Origin of the sequence: Streptomyces sp. 1-11 (assembly GCF_007176755.1) — a bacterium.
In the GTDB taxonomy this organism is placed as follows: Bacteria; Actinomycetota; Actinomycetes; order Streptomycetales; family Streptomycetaceae; genus Streptomyces.
In genome coordinates this window covers 376,810-393,705 of the sequence record NZ_BJTV01000005.1, presented here as the reverse complement: position 1 = coordinate 393,705, position 16,896 = coordinate 376,810, and the positions used below count along the sequence as shown (strand labels likewise).

General features: G+C 72.5%; 13 protein-coding genes, 1 tRNA gene and 1 pseudogene. 10 read left to right on the top strand and 5 right to left on the bottom strand.

The annotated features are described in order from the left end of the window. Positions 1-4 precede the first annotated feature (4 nt). The 3 genes from TNCT1_RS13700 to TNCT1_RS13690 form a co-directional block, all read right to left on the bottom strand. Positions 5-940, bottom strand: a complete 936-nt coding sequence (locus tag TNCT1_RS13700) for a cellulose-binding protein (protein ID WP_143631246.1) — start codon at positions 938-940, stop codon at positions 5-7. 201 nt (positions 941-1,141) lie between these two features. Beyond that, the gene (locus TNCT1_RS13695) at positions 1,142-3,985 is read right to left on the bottom strand and encodes an SUKH-4 family immunity protein (RefSeq protein WP_143631244.1); all 2,844 of its coding nucleotides are present in this window, start codon (positions 3,983-3,985) and stop codon (positions 1,142-1,144) included. A 10-nt stretch (positions 3,986-3,995) separates the two neighbouring features. Next, positions 3,996-4,988: an SMI1/KNR4 family protein gene (locus TNCT1_RS13690; protein WP_143631242.1), complete on the bottom strand. Its 993-nt coding sequence runs from the start codon at positions 4,986-4,988 to the stop codon at positions 3,996-3,998. A 263-nt stretch (positions 4,989-5,251) separates the two neighbouring features. On the opposite strand from TNCT1_RS13690, the gene TNCT1_RS13685 reads away from it, so the two are divergent. Continuing rightward, the gene (locus TNCT1_RS13685; protein ID WP_143631241.1) at positions 5,252-5,764 is read left to right on the top strand and encodes a YwqJ-related putative deaminase; all 513 of its coding nucleotides are present in this window, start codon (positions 5,252-5,254) and stop codon (positions 5,762-5,764) included. Positions 5,765-5,843: 79 nt separating this feature from the next. Continuing rightward, positions 5,844-6,374 (top strand): SUKH-3 domain-containing protein, encoded by a 531-nt coding sequence (locus tag TNCT1_RS13680; RefSeq protein ID WP_143631239.1) that lies wholly within the window; start codon positions 5,844-5,846, stop codon positions 6,372-6,374. A 71-nt stretch (positions 6,375-6,445) separates the two neighbouring features. Here TNCT1_RS13680 and TNCT1_RS13675 read toward each other — a convergent pair whose 3' ends face one another. Continuing rightward, a complete protein-coding gene (locus tag TNCT1_RS13675) occupies positions 6,446-7,747 on the bottom strand; it encodes a sensor histidine kinase (protein WP_143631237.1) in 1,302 nt (433 codons plus the stop codon). 263 nt (positions 7,748-8,010) lie between these two features. On the opposite strand from TNCT1_RS13675, the pseudogene TNCT1_RS36285 reads away from it, so the two are divergent. The 8 genes and pseudogenes from TNCT1_RS36285 to TNCT1_RS13635 all read left to right on the top strand — a co-directional run. Next, a pseudogene (locus TNCT1_RS36285) lies at positions 8,011-8,262 on the top strand (hypothetical protein); the annotation flags it as partial. A gap of 6 nt (positions 8,263-8,268) precedes the next feature. Next, a tRNA-Gln gene (locus TNCT1_RS13665) sits at positions 8,269-8,339 on the top strand. Positions 8,340-8,463: 124 nt separating this feature from the next. Then, entirely contained in the window at positions 8,464-9,912 is a 1,449-nt protein-coding gene (gene glmU, locus TNCT1_RS13660; protein WP_143631234.1) for a bifunctional UDP-N-acetylglucosamine diphosphorylase/glucosamine-1-phosphate N-acetyltransferase GlmU, read from the top strand. A 141-nt stretch (positions 9,913-10,053) separates the two neighbouring features. Then, on the top strand, positions 10,054-11,034 hold the full coding sequence (locus tag TNCT1_RS13655) for a ribose-phosphate diphosphokinase (protein WP_143631232.1): 981 nt from the start codon (positions 10,054-10,056) through the stop codon (positions 11,032-11,034). 208 nt (positions 11,035-11,242) lie between these two features. Then, the gene (locus tag TNCT1_RS13650) at positions 11,243-11,842 is read left to right on the top strand and encodes a 50S ribosomal protein L25/general stress protein Ctc (protein WP_143631231.1); all 600 of its coding nucleotides are present in this window, start codon (positions 11,243-11,245) and stop codon (positions 11,840-11,842) included. Positions 11,843-11,912: 70 nt separating this feature from the next. After that, on the top strand, positions 11,913-12,515 hold the full coding sequence (gene pth / locus TNCT1_RS13645) for an aminoacyl-tRNA hydrolase (RefSeq protein WP_143631229.1): 603 nt from the start codon (positions 11,913-11,915) through the stop codon (positions 12,513-12,515). A 52-nt stretch (positions 12,516-12,567) separates the two neighbouring features. Then, positions 12,568-13,071 (top strand): hypothetical protein, encoded by a 504-nt coding sequence (locus TNCT1_RS13640; protein WP_143631228.1) that lies wholly within the window; start codon positions 12,568-12,570, stop codon positions 13,069-13,071. 136 nt (positions 13,072-13,207) lie between these two features. Continuing rightward, on the top strand, positions 13,208-13,933 hold the full coding sequence (locus TNCT1_RS13635; protein WP_143631226.1) for an LPXTG cell wall anchor domain-containing protein: 726 nt from the start codon (positions 13,208-13,210) through the stop codon (positions 13,931-13,933). 73 nt (positions 13,934-14,006) lie between these two features. On the opposite strand, the gene ppc is transcribed toward TNCT1_RS13635, so the two are convergent. Then, a complete protein-coding gene (ppc, locus tag TNCT1_RS13630) occupies positions 14,007-16,739 on the bottom strand; it encodes a phosphoenolpyruvate carboxylase (protein WP_143631224.1) in 2,733 nt (910 codons plus the stop codon). Positions 16,740-16,896 lie beyond the last annotated feature (157 nt).

Sequence of the window (16,896 nt, the reverse complement as noted above, 5' to 3'; positions counted from 1 at the left end):
CGCGTCAGGGGGTGTCCTCCGGCTCCAGCAGCCCCGGACCGGACGGCACCCCCTGCTCCAGTTCCACCCGGCCCGTCAGAACGAGGATGCTGTTGCGCACGGAGTCCATCTGCGTCTGGACCTCGTCCCACATCTCGCTGTGCTCGCGCAGCACCCGCTCCGTCTCCTGGGCGATGCGCTTCTCCTGGGTGTGCGCCTCGTCCACGATCTCGACGGCCCGCACCCGCGCCCGCTCCTCGCAGCGCCGCGCGGCCTCCCCGGCCTCCACGAGCGCCCGCTCCGCCTCCGCGACCCGGGCCTGCGCGCCCGCGATCCGCTCCGCCTCGCGGGCCTCCGCCGCGGCCAGCCGCTCGGCCAGCTCGCGCTCCACCGCGGCCAGCCGCTCCGCCTGCTCCCCGGCCTGCGAGGCGGACAGCCCCTCGATGCGCCCGCGCACCTCGCGCAGCGCGGCGAGCGCCTCCGCGCGCCGTTCCTTCACCCCGCGCCGCGCGCCGATCCGCAGCTCGTCGGCCGCCGCCCGCGCGGCGAGGACGATCCGGCGGGCGTGCTCCACGGCCTCCGCACGCGACGCGTCCGCCGCCTCCCGCGCCGCCTGGTGCACGTCCCGGGCGTACGCTTCGGCCTCGGCGATCTCCTCCTGCGCCGCCCGCCGCGCCCCCTCGCGCAGTTCGGCCGCCTCCTCCAGCGCGAGCCGGTACAGGTACGCCGCCCGCTCCCCGAGCGACTCGTACGTCTGCGGCACCAGCTCCGCGACCGCCTCGCGCAGCCGCGCCGCCTCCGCCTCCATGTCCTTGGCGAGCACGGTCAGCCGCGCGGCGCGCTCCCAGGCGGCGTCCCGGTCCAGCGACAGCGCCTCCAGATACGCGTCGACCTGGTCGGGGCGGTAACCGCGCCCCCGGACGGTCTCGAGGCCGTACGGCGTCGTCGATGCGCTGCTCACCCTGGGAGCCCCTCTCCGCCGGACATACACGACATAATGATTTCGCGCATATCCTGCTAGACCGGACGTAAGTATGCATAAACCGACACTCCGCAGACACGTCACGGCCGAGATCGCACGCGCCGCCGCGCGCGAGAAGACTCATGCCCCCCACGCGTGCGCGTGGAGGGCATGAGGGAAGCGGGACTCAGCGGGCCCGGACTACAGCAGCCCGTCCCACATCTGCTCCAGCAGCACCGACCACCAGCTCTCCGGCGAACCCAGCGCCGCCGGGTCCAGAGCGGCCAGCTGCGCCTGGAAGTCCACCGTCCAGCGGCCCGCCTGCTCCTGGTTCAGCCCGTGCCGAAGCCGCCACATCCGGCCCAGCAGCGCCAGGCACCGCGCGAACTCCGGCAGCCCGGTGTTCACGAACTGCGGCGGCACCGGCGCACCGCCCGGCCCGGCCTCCACCGGAACGGCCACGATGTTCGCCGTCCCGTACTGCACACAGAGCGCCTTGCCGAAGTCGGTGCCCATCACCAGGTACGAGCCCGCGTCCGCCGCCGGCTGCACCCCGCGCTCCGCCGCCAGCTCCGCCAGCGTCGGCACCGGACGGCCCGGCTGGGCCTGCGCCCAGAAGAACGGACCCAGATCCACCGGCAGCCCGGCCACCACCAGCGTGTGCGCCACGATCGGCGGCACGCCCTGCCGCGACACCGCCTGCTGCTCGAACCGGAACACCCCCGGCCCGAACACCGCCGCCAGCTCCTGCGCGATCCCCTCCGGCGGGATCGGCGGCGCCGGCTGCACCGGCGGCAGCGGCGCCCGCACCGGCGCCGGACGCGCCGGACCGTCGGCGACCTGGTGCAGCTCGCCCTGGTGCGCCAGCAACTGGTGCATGCCCTGCTGCCGGCTCGCGTGGTCCGTGCCGTACGGCGCGATGCTCGTGATCCTCGCCTGCGGCCACTGCTCCCGGATCATCCGCGCGCAGTACGCCCCCGGCAGCTCGCACGACTCCAGCTCCGTGTGCAGCTCCAGCACCTGGTCCGGCGGCACGTTCATCGCCCGCAGCTCGTGGAAGATCTGCCACTCCGGGTGCGGCGTGCCCGGCGCCGAACGCCGGATCAGCTGCTGCTCCGAACCGTCCTGCGCCCGGTAGCGCAGCACCGCCTGGTACCCCGGACCCACCGTCGGCATCCCCTGCTGCGGATAGCCGTACGCGGCAGGCCGACCCGGCATCGGACCACCGGGCGGGGGCGGCATCGGACCACCGGGCGGGGGCGGCATCGGACCGCCGGGCGGGGGCGGGGGCGGCATCGCGCCCGGCGGCATCGGCTGCGGCGCACCGGGCGCACCCGGGACGCCCGGCGGCATGCCGGGCGGACCGGCCGCCGGCGGCGGAGGCGGCGGAGGCGCTCCCGGACCGCCCACGGGCGGCGCCGCAAGCACGGTCTCCGCATGGTGCACCGCACCGCGCCCACCACCGGGAGCCCCTGGGGCACCCGGGGCGGCGGGCGCGCCGGGGACACCCGGGGTGCCCGGAGGCTGGGGAGCGCCGGGGGGCGGGGGCACCTGCATGCCGGGGGTCGCCAGCACCGTGGCCGCGTGCGGGGCGTCACCGGGCGGCGTACCCCCGGCGGCACCCGGCGCACCGGGCGGCTGGGGAGCGCCGGGGGCGGCGCCGGGGCCCTCAGGACCGAGCGCCGAGACGAGCTGGGTCGGCACGTACCCGCCGGCGGGCGCACCCGGAGCACCCGGAGCACCGGGCGGCACAGGCGTGCTCCCCGGCCGCGCGCCCGGCGTACCCGGAGCGCCCGGCGGCGGAGGCGGCGCGCCCAGTCCGGCACTCGGCTTGCGCGGCGGCGGCGCGGCCTTGCTCGTCGCCGCGTCCGCGATGTCCCCCGCGTTCGGCGCGAGCGGCCGCGGCGCGTCCGGCGCCGGCGGACGGCCGTACGGAGGCGGAGCCGGAGTGCCGCCCGCGGGCGGCGGGGGCGGGGTGCCGCCCGGCCCTGCCGCGGGCGGGGGTGGCGTACCCGGTGCCGCCGGCGCCTGCGGAGGGCCGTACGGCGGCCCGCCGTGCGGCGCGGGCGCGGCGCCCGCACCGGCGGCCGGCGCACCGGGGGCGCCGGGCGCGCTGCCCGGCGCATCCGGCGGAACGTTCCCCGCGCCCCGCTGCTCCTGGGCGCCCAGCGCCGGCCCGACCGCCGTGGGCGGAAGCTGACTGCCCCCCGACATCAACGCCGTCTTGGCGTCCGCCGCGACCGCAGGCGGCCGCGCATCGTCAACGCCCGGCCCGCTCAGCGGCGGCGCGAACACGGTCGCCGGCAACGGCACCGAACGATCCTCACCGGCATCCGCGTTGGTGTCCGTACCCGCCCACGGCGTGGCCCCTGCGGGCGCTTCCGGCGCGACGGGCCCACCCGCGGGCCCACCCGGCACCCCCGCACCCGGCGTGGCACCGGACCCCGGAGCCGGCCACGCGGCACCGCTCCCCGCGCCACCCGCCACATCGGCGCCGGCCGCACCGGCCGGCGCCCCGGGAACCGCGTCCGACGGCTGCGCCGCGGACGGCACCCCCGCCTGCGTCCGCGCGAGCGCCCCGCCGGCCGCAGCCGGACCGGCGGCGCCGGCACCCGAATCCGCGGCGACGGCTCCGGCACCGGACGACTCCCCCGACCGGCGATCCGGAATGCCCAGCTTGTCCGCCGCCTCCTGCAACCACTCAGGCGGACTCAGCAAGAACGACGTCTGGTTCAGATCCACCCGGGCCGCGACAGGCGCCGGCGCCGCGTCCCGCACCTCGTCGACCCGCCCGTACTCCTCCTCGTACCGGCGGATCACCTCACCCACCGGCAACGCGGGCCACAACGTCGCCTCACCGCTGTCCCGCGCGATGACCAGACGCTGCCCGCCCGCGTCCGAACGCGGCCCCTCCGCCCGGTCCTCGCCCCACACCACGAAGCCCAGCTCGAACTCCCGCACCCGCACCTCGCGATGCTGGTACGCGGGAACGTCACCGTTGATCCACTCCTCGGCGCGCTCCTGCGCCTGCGCAAAGGTCACCATCGCTCGCAGCTCACTCCCCCACCGGCACGGAAGACACCGGAACGGCACGCGCGAAACCGCCGTCCACCATCAGACTCGCCACCGTCTCCAACTCCGGCGGATCGCCCGCCAGCCGCGACAGGAACACGTCGAAGTCGTCCCCGCACGGCAGCAGCAACCGCTCCACCCGCTCCGCGGGCGACCACGACGGGTCCACGTCCCGCGCGTCGTCGTACGCGCAGAACCACACCGAACCGGCTCGCTCCCCGCGCACCTTCACCGCGAGCAGACCGCCCTGCACGAAACCGACGCCCAGATAGTCCTTCGTCAGGTGGTCGCGCAGACACTTGTTGACGTACACCAGGTCGTTGACCGCGGCCTCGTCCCGCACCGTGAAGAACGGCTGGTCCAGCAGCAGCCCCAACTCCGCGTCCAGCGCCGCGCCCACCGGCGCACAGCCGCCCGCGGCCTTCAGGAACGAGCGGTACGCGCCCGGAAGGCGGTACCCCAGGTCCTCCTCGACGCCCTGCACCTGCGACTCCGTCACCGCCACACCCGACTTCGGCAGCCCGAAGTGCGCCGGACGCGTCTCCTGCAACGGCCGCGTACCGCGCTTGCCGTGGTCCACCCGGGTGGTCGCCACCCCGCCGTGATGCCGCAGCAGCGCCTTCACCTCGACCGGCACCAGCTCAAGCCGCCGCGAACCCACCACGTGATGCCACGTCCAGCCGTGCGGCGTCGCCACGTCCGGCACCGTGTCCCACAACTCGTGCCCCGTCGCCGCCAGCGCCGCGTTCGCCGACACGTAGTCCGTCAGCCGCAGCTCGTCGACCCCGAAACCCTCCGGCGGCTCGGCGATCTCCGCCGCCGCGCGCGCGTACGCGGAGAAATCCGGGTAACCATGCTCATCGACCCGTACCCCTCTCGGGTGACGCGCCGCCCGAACCGGATCCGGGAAGTGCACGACCTGCCCGGCATAAGCCGCGTTCGGCGGCGCGGCCTGCCCGAGCCGACCTGTCGTCATGGCGGTTGCCCCCTGCGGCGTTCTCTCTGGCCTGAACGGCGGTGTCGATCGCGGATGCCGACAGCCTAAGCGGTACGCGCACACCGGTCACCGGCCCGCCGCCCCACCCCGCCACATCCCGGCCCCGCTTGCGTGACCGGCCGTCACCCCATCGTGACGACACCACTCGACCAGGGCGTGTCGCGCCGCCCCAGCTTCCGCAGCAGCCACGGCATTTGGCACTCTGTGTCCTTCGGGGGCACTCCCGGGGAGGGAAAACGCACATGAACGCGATGCAGACCGGAGGTACCGACGTGCGCGCCGGCGACCCCCGCATCGGCTGGAGCGGCACCCACCAGGCCCCCGTCCCCACTCTGCGGCACCGCCGCGACGGCATCCTGCCCACCATCGCCGCCGCCCTCTCCGTCCGCGGCACCACCCTCACCGGCACCCCCGCCCGCGGCGACCAGCCCCCCATCCTGCACCCCCTCGTGCAGGACTTCCTCGACACCCTCACCAGCGCCCAGCGCGACCGCTTCACCGGCCGCTGCGCCGAGACCATCCTCATCTCACGGCACATCACCGCCGCCGACGCCGCCCGCAGCAAACGCGCCGCCCGCAAGCCCATGACCAACGGCGAAGCCCGCAAGGCCCTCAAACAGGCCAAGCTCACCACCCGCCGTATACGCGAGGACGGCGACCCCCTCCACGGCAGCTTCGCCGCCCCCTGCCGCGCCTGCACCGCCCTGAGCGCCCACTTCGGCGTCCGCGTCGTCGACCCCACCGTCGACGACTGAGCCCTGGCACCCCCGCACGACGACAACTCCGAGAACAACCCGCACCACCCGCACAGCACGCACGACGATCGAAGGGCAGATGCACCCCGACCGCACCTCCTCCCCCAGTCTCGGCTCCGCTCGACCGGGGGGACCCCCGTCCCGCTTCCCCGTACCCGTCGACGCCGCCCTGCGCGCCGCCGGCTGGCAGCCCGGACGCTGGGACATAAAGCAGGCGGAGTACTGGGCCGACACCCTGCGCGAGCACAGCTCACCCGCCGGACACCAGCACACCGTCTTCCCCGCGGCCGTGGAAGCCTGGGCCGAATTCGGCGGACTGCGCATCGCCCCCACCGGCCCCGGCCGCCAGGTCGCCCCGGCCACCGTGCACCTCGACCCGCTGCACGGCCTCCACCTCGCCCGTACCCTCGGCGACCTCGGCCGCGCCCTCGGCACCGAGGTCAGCCCCCTCGGCGAGGAGACCGGCACCGCCGCCGTCCTCGCCATCGACACCGAAGGCCGCGTCTACGCCCTCGACCACGCCGGCGACTGGTACCTCGGACCCGACATCGACCACGCCCTGTCGACCCTCGTCACCGGCGCCGAACCGGCCCGCCTCACCACGGCCTGACCCGCACACACCCCGGCCTCCGTACGCCCGCCCCCGCCACGGACCCGCCACCGCCCCGCCGCGGGCACGCCTCAGACCGCCGGGATCACCGCCGACACCCGGAAACCCCCCACGTCCGTCGGCCCCGACACGAACACACCGCCCAGCGCCAGCACCCGCTCCCGCATCCCCACCAGACCGTTGCCCCCCGACGGCAACCCGGCCGCCGACGCGGAACCCGGCTCCGGCGGCGGCCCGTTCTCCACCTGCATCGCGATCTCCCCGCCCCGATGCGCGAGCCGCACATACGTCTTCGCACCCGCCGCGTGCTTGTGCACGTTCGTCAGCGCCTCCTGCACCACCCGGTACGCCGTCTGCTCCACCTCCGCCGCATACGAGCGCACCTCCCCCTCCACCGACAGATCGACCACCATCCCCGCGGCCGCCGACTGCCCCACCAGTTCCTCGAGCTCCTCAAGACACGGCCCCTCCTCCTCGGCCGCCCCCGAAGCCGCCCGCGCCGCGGCCAGCCCCACCGCCGCCAACGGCACCGCCGCGGCCCGCCGCCCGGCGCTCTCCCCGGCCCGCAGCACCCCGAGCATCTCCCGCAGCTCCGTCAGCGCCTGCCGCCCCATGTCCCCCACCAGCGCCGCGTTCTTCACCGCCTTCTCCGGATCCTTGCGCGCCACCGCCTGCAACGCCGCCGCGTGCACCACCATCAGACTCACCCGGTGCGCGACCACGTCGTGCATCTCCCGGGCGATCCGCGTCCGCTCCTCGTTGCGCGCCCACTCGGCCCGCTCCTCCGCCCGCTCCGCGAGCAACTGCAGCTCCCGCTCCAGCGAGTCCGCCCGCTCCCGCAGGCTCTCCATCAACCGGCGCCGCGCACCTACATACAGACCCAGCAGCAACGGCGGAGCCGTGAGACCCAGCGACGTCGTGATCGAGGCGAACGGCACGAACCAGTCGCCCAGGGTCAGATCGCCCCGCGCCATGTCCTGCCGCACCCGCACGAACGTCACGATCATCGTGCCCACCAGCGACATCCCCGCCAGCGCCACGATGATCCGCCGCGGCAGCTCGCACGCCGCCAGCGTGTACAGCCCGACGATGCCCATCAGGAAGCCCATCTGGGCCGGCGTGATCGCGATCGCGACCAGCACGACGGCGATCGGCCACTTCCGGCGCACCAGCAGCACCGAGCCGGCGAGCACCCCGAACACGACGCCCACCGACACCGGGACACCCGCGTCCCGGGCGAAGGGGATCCCCTCCGCGCCGCACTCCACGGCCGACACCAGCGCGAGACTCCCGTCGAGCACCGCACTGCGCCACCTGGCCCACCACCATGGGCCGGTCAGGGCCCTGGCGTGCTCTTCCCCCGTCGTGGTCATGCCCCCAGCCTACGGGCGGCGGCCGCGCCATTTCCGGTGACTTTCGCCTACCTCCACACACCACACTCCGTAATCGAATGACACCGGAACCCACCGGAATCCCTCGAACAGCTGAACCCCGCCCGTTCGACTCCGGAGCCGATCATTCCGCCCGGACGGTATGCGTATGACACATTCACCGGGCAAGAGCACCGGGTACGACGACTTCGAAACATTGCGGAAGCGAGCGGTCGCACTGCGCCGGGAGGACGTCGCCTTCGTCCCATGAAAACGCCGATGTGCCGGGCGCCGAACAGTACTGGGCCGCCCTTGTCGGCGCCGGCCGGTCCTCCTTCGACAAGACGACCATCAAGAAGCACAACCCGAAGACCGTCCGCAAGGACGTGGGCGAGGACTGCAGGGGCTGTCTTGTGATCAATGTTCTGCAGGGGGCGGAGCTGTACCGTCGCATCGACGGCTGGTGGTACGGCATAGTAGGGGCTGCCACCGCTACCGATCACCAAAATCGGACATAGCGGTAATCCCGGGTCGTCTAAGGGCAAGACGTCAGATTTTGGTTCTGATCATGGGGGTTCGAGTCCTCCCCCGGGAGCAGATGCACAGTTCGGGTCCTGACCGGTGACAGTACCGTCAGGGCCCGCACTCATATCCGCCACAACGCGCCCCGGTATCCTGCGGCTGTCACCCCCACCCATCCAGAGCCGAAGGGCAACCCCGTGAGCGCCATTCGCCCGGCAGCCGTCGTAGTTCTCGCAGCGGGTGAGGGCACCCGTATGAAGTCGGCCACACCGAAGGTCCTGCATCAGATCTGCGGCCGTTCCCTGGTGGGCCATGTGCTGGCCGCCGCCCGTGAGTTGGACCCGGCGAACCTGGTCGTCGTCGTGGGGCACGCCCGTGAGCAGGTCACCGCGCACCTGGCCGAGGTCGACCCCGGCGTCCGCACGGCCGTGCAGGAGCAGCAGAACGGCACCGGGCACGCGGTGCGGATGGGGCTGGAGGAGCTGGGCGGGCCGGTCGACGGGACCGTGGTCGTGGTGTGCGGGGACACTCCGCTGCTGACCACGGACACGCTGCGGCGGCTCGCGGAGACGCACGCCGCGGACGGCAACGCCGTGACGGTCCTCACCGCGGAGGTCCCGGACGCGACCGGTTACGGCCGGATCGTGCGCGACGAGGCGTCGGGCGCGGTGACGGCGATCGTGGAGCACAAGGACGCGTCGCCGGCCCAGCGGTCGATCCGTGAGATCAACAGCGGGGTGTTCGCGTTCGACGGCCGGCTGCTGGCGGACGCGCTGAAGAAGGTGCGCACGAACAACAGCCAGGGCGAGGAGTACCTGACGGACGTGCTCGGGATCCTGCGTGAGGCGGGGCACCGGGTCGGCGCGTCGGTCGCCGGTGACCACCGGGAGATCGCGGGGATCAACAACCGGGTGCAGCTCGCGGAGGCGCGTCGCATCCTGAACGACCGTCTGCTGACGCGGGCGATGCTGGACGGTGTGACGGTCGTGGATCCGGCGTCGACGTGGGTGGACGTGACGGTGACGTTCGAGCGGGACTCGGTGGTGCATCCGAACACGCTGCTGTCGGGCACGACGCTGATCGGCGAGGGCGCCGAGGTGGGTCCGAACAGCCGGCTGAACGACACCCGGGTGGGTGCCGGGGCGCGGGTGGACAACACGGTGTCGGACGGTGCGCGGATCGGCGCGGGCGCGTCGGTGGGTCCGTACGCGTATCTGCGGCCCGGTACGCGTCTGGGCGCGAAGGCCAAGATCGGCACGTACGTGGAGACGAAGAACGCGTCGATCGGTGAGGGGACGAAGGTTCCGCATCTGTCGTACGTGGGTGACGCGACGATCGGTGACTTCTCGAACATCGGTGCGGCGAGCGTGTTCGTGAACTACGACGGTCAGAGCAAGCACCACACGACCGTCGGGTCGCACTGCAAGACGGGGTCGGACAACATGTTTGTGGCTCCTGTCACGGTCGGGGACGGTGCCTACACCGCCGCCGGGTCCGTGATCACGAAGGATGTGCCGCCCGGTTCGCTGGCCGTGGCCCGTGGTCAGCAGCGGAATATCGAGGGTTGGGTGGCTCGTAAGCGTCCGGGGAGCGCGGCCGCGAAGGCGGCCGAGGCGGCGTCCCGGCAGGGCCGTGACGAGGACTGACGGGAAACGGGCGCCTCGAACACGGCGTACCGTGATAAGTGGACAACCGCACCCCTACCAGCTGATTCGGCCTCTCGCGCCCAGCCGAGTGGCGGCTTGAGCAGCCGGCTGGCTTTTAGAGACCTCTGAGGAGACTGTGCTGTGACCGGGATCAAGACGACCGGCGAGAAGAAGATGATGTTCTTCTCCGGCCGCGCCCACCCCGAGCTTGCCGAGGAGGTCGCCCAGCAGCTGGGTGTCGGGGTTGTCCCGACGAAGGCCTTCGACTTCGCCAACGGCGAGATCTATGTGCGTTACCAGGAGTCGGCGCGTGGTGCCGACTGCTTCCTGATCCAGAGCCACACGGCGCCGATCAACAAGTGGATCATGGAGCAGTTGATCATGATCGACGCGCTGAAGCGCGCGTCGGCCCGGTCCATCACGGTGATCGTGCCGTTCTACGGTTACGCGCGGCAGGACAAGAAGCACCGGGGCCGTGAACCGATCTCGGCGCGTCTGATCGCGGATCTGATGAAGACCGCGGGTGCGGACCGGATCCTGACCGTGGATCTGCACACGGACCAGATCCAGGGCTTCTTCGACGGTCCGGTGGACCACCTGTTCGCACTGCCGCTGCTGGCGGACTACGTGGGCGGCAAGGTGGACCGGGACAAGCTGACCGTGGTGTCGCCGGACGCGGGCCGGGTGCGGGTGGCGGACCGGTGGTGCGACCGGCTGGGCGCGCCGCTGGCGATCGTGCACAAGCGGCGGGACAAGGACGTGGCGAACCAGGTCACGGTGCACGAGGTCGTCGGTGATGTGAAGGGCCGTATCTGCGTCCTGGTGGACGACATGATCGACACCGGTGGCACGATCTGCGCGGCGGCGGACGCGCTGTTCGCGCACGGTGCGGAGGACGTCATCGTGACGGCGACGCACGGTGTGCTGTCGGGTCCGGCGGCGGACCGGCTGAAGAACTCGCGGGTGAGCGAGTTCGTGTTCACGAACACGCTGCCGACGCCGGGTGAGCTGGCCGGCGACCTGGACAAGATCAAGGTGCTGTCGATCGCTCCGACGATCGCGAGTGCGGTGCGTGAGGTGTTCGAGGACGGGTCGGTGACCAGCCTCTTCGACGAGCAGTGAGGTTTCCGCAGCCCGCCGCGGCGGGCTAGCTGAAGATCGTTTTGGGTGCGGCCTCCCCTGCCGAGTAGACTGCTGCAGTTGCTCGGCGAGGGAGGCCGTTTCCCGTTTGTTGACGGGGTACGGCTGTCCGTTATCGACGCGCTCTTCGTAGCAGGCCGTTCGTGGCCGGGTGACCACGTCCGTCTCTGTTTTCCGAGGAGTGATCAACATGTCCGAGGTGAAGCTCACCGCCGCGACGCGCAGCGAGTTCGGCAAGGGGGCCGCCCGTCGTATCCGTCGTGACAACAAGGTTCCGGCTGTCCTGTACGGCCACGGTTCCGAGCCGCTGCACCTGACCCTGCCGGGCCACGAGCTGCTGCTGGCGCTGCGTACGCCGAACGTCCTGATCTCGCTGGACATCGACGGCAAGTCCAACGAGCTGGCGATCCCGAAGTCCGTGCAGCGCGACCCGATCAAGGGCTTCCTGGAGCACGTCGACCTGCTGCTGGTCAAGCGCGGCGAGAAGGTCACGGTCGAGATCCCGGTGCAGACCGAGGGCGAGCTCGCCCCGGGCGGCAACCTGCTCGAGCACGTGCTGAACGCGCTGCCGGTCGAGGCCGAGGCCACGCACATCCCCGAGGCCGTCACCGTCTCCGTCGAGGGCCTGGAGGCCGGCGCCTCCATCCACGCCAAGGACATCGCCCTGCCGTCCGGCGTGACCCTGGCCGTCGAGGAGGACGCGGTCGTCCTGCAGGTCCTGGCCGCGCAGGCCGAGGAGGCCGCGGAGGGCGAGGAGACCGAGGGCGCCGAAGAGGTCGCCGAGGCCTGATCCTCGTAGTCGTCGTTTCGTCAGCCGCTGTTCCCCGTGGGGGACGGCGGCTGGCGCGTATCAAGGAGACATGGACGTGAGCACTCCCGCAGGTGCCCCCTGGCTGATCGTGGGGCTCGGTAATCCCGGGCCGGAGTACGCCATGAACCGGCACAACGTCGGTTTCATGGTGGTGGACCTGCTCGCCGGGCGGATCGGGGGGAAGTTCAAGCGGGCGGGCAAGGCGCAGGCGCAGGTGCTGGAGGGGCGGATCGGTCCGGTGGGGCCGGCGAACCGCCGGGTGATCCTGGCGAAGCCGATGTCGTACATGAACCTGTCGGGCGGTCCGGTGAACGCGCTGCGGGACTTCTACAAGGTGCCGGCGGCGAACGTCGTGGCGGTCCACGACGAGCTGGACATCGACTACGGGGTGCTGCGGCTGAAGCTGGGCGGCGGGGACAACGGGCACAACGGCCTGAAGTCGATGACGAAGGCGATGGGCGCGGACTACCACCGGGTGCGGTTCGGGATCGGCCGGCCGCCGGGGCGGATGCAGGTGGCGGATTTCGTGCTGAAGGACTTCTCGTCTTCGGAGCGCAAGGAGCTGGACTACTTCGTGGACCGGGCGGCGGATTCGGTGGAGTGTCTGGTGACGGAGGGTCTTGAGCGGGCGCAGAGCGCGTACAACTCCTGACTTGTCCGGTCTTGGCTCGCGCGCGAGTTGACCGGGAGTATGGGTATGGCCAATGATCCCGGCCATGCCTGCCTCAGCCACCACTGCCCGCCAGGCCTCCGTGACCGCGCTGCGGTTCGGGCGGGTCGCGACGACGGGTGCCGTCGCCGCGCTGATCCTGTTCGCCGGGGTGTGGGGTTCCTGGGGGACCGCGCAGCACGTGATGCTGACCAAGGGGCGCGAGCGGGGCACGATGCGGGTGGCGGACTGCGCGGGGGGCGTGTGCACCGGTCCGTTCACTCCGGTTCCGGCGGGTGCCGGAGCGCGTGCGCGCGTGGAGATCGAGCGGACTGTCGCGGTGCGCACGGGGCGGACGTACGACGTGGTGGTGAAGCCGGGGTCGGCCGAGGTGGTGCGGTCGGGTGCGGCGGGTGTGCTGTACGCGTGGGTGCCGTTCGGCGGGGCACTGCTGCTGGCGTCGGTGGTGGTGGCGGGCGGTATGCGGCTGACGCGGGCCGCGTGGATGCTGGCGGGGGCCGGGGCGGCGCTGCTGACGGCGGCGTTCGTGGCGCTGTGACGGGATCGGTCCGTTCTTCACACAGGTGGGGACCCTGTGTGTTGTCCGTTCGTGATTGACCGGGTGCCGGGCCGGGCCGGAAGCTGAACCGCCCCCTCCACGTCTTCCTGTTCCTGTCGCGTAGATGGACTGCCCCATGCCCACCCTCACTCGCGTCGGCGTACTGACCGCCGTCGCCTCGGCGGCGCTGTTCGCCGTCCCCGCCGCCGCTCACGCCACCGCTCCCGGCGACAACGGCACCGTCAAGATCCACGATGCCCGGACCGGCGAGGAGCTGCGCCGCAACGAGCCCCACGTGTGCACGTTCTACCTGGACGCCTTCGGCTTCGACGGCGTGCAGCGCGTCGACTGGCACATCGAGGCCTGGGCGCCGACGGCGTCCGTGAAGGGCGGGACGGTGAAGTCCGGTGCGCTCACGCTGGACGCCGGCGGTCACGGCCGTACGGAGGACCTGTCGCTGCCCGACGGTCACTACAAGCTGTTCTGGAACTTCGAGGGCGAGAAGGGCGCGGCCAAGCACAAGGTGTTCTGGACGGACTGCGCCGGCTCCGAGGGGGGCGCGGGCGCGCCGTCCGGTTCGGTGTCGCCGTCCGCTTCGGCGCCGGGCTCCTCGTCCGCCGCGTCGCCGTCGTCCTCGTCCGGCTCGGTGCCGGGTGCGCCGGCGTCGGGCTCGCCGTCCACGGCGGTGTCCGGCTCGCCGTCCCCGGCGGTGTCCTCGTCGCCGTCCGCCCAGGGCGCCGGCGGCGACCTGGCGGAGACGGGCAACGGCGCCCCGGTGGGCCTGCTGTCGGCCGCCGCCGCGGCGCTGGTCGGCGCGGGCGGCTACCTGGTGGCCCGGCGCCGGCGGGCGCTGCGCGGCTGAGGCCGGCGTAGACGTACGGGTGCCCCCCGTGGTCGTGCGACCACGGGGGCACCCGTGTGTGCGGCGGGGGGCGTCAGCCGGTGTTGCGCAGGCCCGCCGCCACGCCGTTGACGGTGAGGAGCAGGGCGCGGGCGAGCAGCGGGTCGGGGGTGGCGTCGGCGGCGGCCTCGTCGCGCTGGCGCTTGAGCAGGGCGACCTGGAGGTAGGAGATCGGGTCGAGGTAGGCGTCGCGGATGGCGAAGGTCTGCTTGAGGACGGGGGCGGCGTCGAGGAGTTCGTCCTCGCCGGTGATCTTGAGAACCTCGCTGACGGTCAGCTCGTGTTCGGCCTTGATGGTGTCGAAGACGTGCTTGAGCTCGTCGGGGACGAGGGTGTCGACGTAGTGCTGGGCGATGCGCAGGTCGGTCTTGGCGAGGGTCATCTCGACGTTGGAGATGAAGTTGCGGAAGAAGTGCCACTGTTCGTGCATCTCGCCGAGCACGGTGTCCAGACCGGTCTCCCGCAGCGCCTTGAGGCCGGAGCCGACGCCGAACCAGCCGGGCACGATCTGCCGGGACTGGGTCCAGCCGAACACCCACGGGATCGCGCGCAGACCGTCGAGCGAGACGCCCGAGCCGGGGCGGCGGGAGGGCCGCGAGCCCAGGTGCAGCTCGGCGAGCTGGTCGACGGGCGTGGAGGCGAGGAAGTACGTCGGCAGGTCGGGGTTCTCGACGAGGCCGCGGTAGGCGGCGTGGGCGGCGTCGGAGACGACGTCCATGGCGGCGTCCCAGCGGGCGAGGGCCTCGTCCGACTGGCGGGGCGCGGTGTGCAGGGCGGAGGCCTGCAGGGTGGCGGCGACGGTCAGTTCGAGGTTCTCCCGGGCGAGGGAGGGGATCAGGTACTTGTCGGAGATGACCTCGCCCTGCTCGGTGACCTTGATCTCGCCCTCCAGGGTGCCCCAGGGCTGGGCGAGGATGGCGTCGTGGGAGGGGCCGCCGCCGCGGCCGACGGTGCCGCCGCGGCCGTGGAAGAGGCGCAGCCGTACGCCGTAGCGGTGGGCGACGTCGCGCAGCCGGCGCTGGGCGCGGTGGATCTCCCACTGGCTGGTGGTGATGCCGCCGAACTTGGAGGAGTCGGAGTAGCCGAGCATGACCTCCTGGACGTCGCCGCGCAGCGCGACCAGGCGCCGGTAGGACGGGTCGGAGAGCATGTCCTCGAGGATGGTGTCGGCGGCGCGCAGCTCGTCGGTGGTCTCCAGCAGCGGCACGATGCCGATCTTCGCCCAGCCGGCGTGCAGGTCGACCAGGCCCGCCTCACGGGCGAGGACGGCGGCGGCGAAGACGTCGTCGGCGCCCTGGCACATGGAGATGATGTAGGACTCGATGACCTCGGGTCCGAAGACCTCGAGGGCCTTCTTGACGGTCTCGAAGACGCCGAGGGTCTTGGCGCCGGCGGCGTCGACGGGGGCCGGGCTGGGGGCCAGCGGCCTGCGGGAGCGCAGTTCCTTGGCGAGGAGCCTGGCGCGGTAGTCGCGGGGCATGTCGGCGTAGCGCCAGGACTCCTCGCCGAGGCGGTCGAAGAGCTGGCCGAGGGCGTGGTGGTGGGCGTCGGCGTGTTCGCGGACGTCCATGGTGGCGAGCTGGAGGCCGAAGGCGGCGAGGGTGCGGATGGTGCGGGCGAGGCGGCCGTCGGCGAAGAGGGTGCCGCGGTGCTCGCGCAGGGAGGTCTGGATGATGCGCAGGTCGGCGAGGAGTTCGCCGGTGCCGAGGTAGTCGCGGCCGTCCTGGTGAGGGGTCCCGTTGGCCAGGCGCCGCTTGGTGTTCTCCAGCTTCTGCCGGATGCAGGTGGCCTTGAGCCGGTAGGGCTCCTCGGCGTTGAGGCGCTTGTAGCGGGGGCTGATCTCGGGGAGCTGTTCGAGGTCGCTGTGCAGGGACTCGAGCAGTTCCTCGGTGGCCCCGGCGTAGCGGATGGAGTTGGAGAGCAGGCCGCGCAGCTCGTCGATCATCTCCAGGGCGTCGTTGATGCCGTGCTCGTGCTGGAGGATGAGGACGTCCCAGGTGACCTGGGGGGTGACGTTCGGGTTGCCGTCGCGGTCGCCGCCGATCCAGGTGCCGAAGGTGAGGGGGCGGGTGGCGTCGGGGAGCTTGACGCCGACGCGTTCGAGTTCGGCGGTGAGGTCCTCGAGGACGTCGCCGACGGCGTCGGCGTGGAGTTCGTCGAGGTAGTAGATGGCGTTGCGGGCCTCGTCGGCGGGTTCGGGGCGGACGACGCGCAGTTCGTCGGTCTGCCAGACGAGGTCGATGTTCTCGGCGAGGCGGATGTCGTGGCGGCGGCGGTCGGAGTCGAGGACGGGGGTGTCCAGGAGCGCGGCGATGCGCCGGAGCTTGTTGAGGACGGAGCGGCGGGCGGCCTCGGTGGGGTGCGCGGTGAACACGGGGCGGACGTTGAGGTGTTCGACGGTCTGCCGCAGGTGCTCGGGGTCGGCGTCCTTGAGGCGGTCCGCGGTGCGGGTGAGCAGGCCGCCCTCGGCGGCGCGGCGGGCGCGCAGCTCGCGGCCGCGGTGCACCTGTTCGGTGACGTTGGCGAGGTGGAAGTAGGTGGAGAAGGCGCGGACCAGCTTGGCGGCGGTCTGCAGTTCGGTGCCGCGCAGCAGCTCCGCGGCGGCTTCGCCGTCCTCCCGGGTGAGGCGGCGGACCTTTTCGACGAGGTCGAGGAGCTCGGGGCCTTCCTGGCGTACGAGGGTCTCGCCCAGGAGGTCGCCCAGCCGGCGGATGTCGGCGCGCAGCTCGCTGCCGGTCGTGGTGGTCTGGTCGTCGGCACTGCTCACAGGTGCGGCTCCTTGCAGTGTTGAAGCTCGTCTGGAGGGAACCCGGGCGTCCGTCCACCGCGCGGCGGGTGCCGCATACGGGCCTGGGCGTCCGGAAAGGAATCAGAGCGGACCGCGCTGTCCGACCGACTTCAAGGATAGGTGTCCACTCGGACGC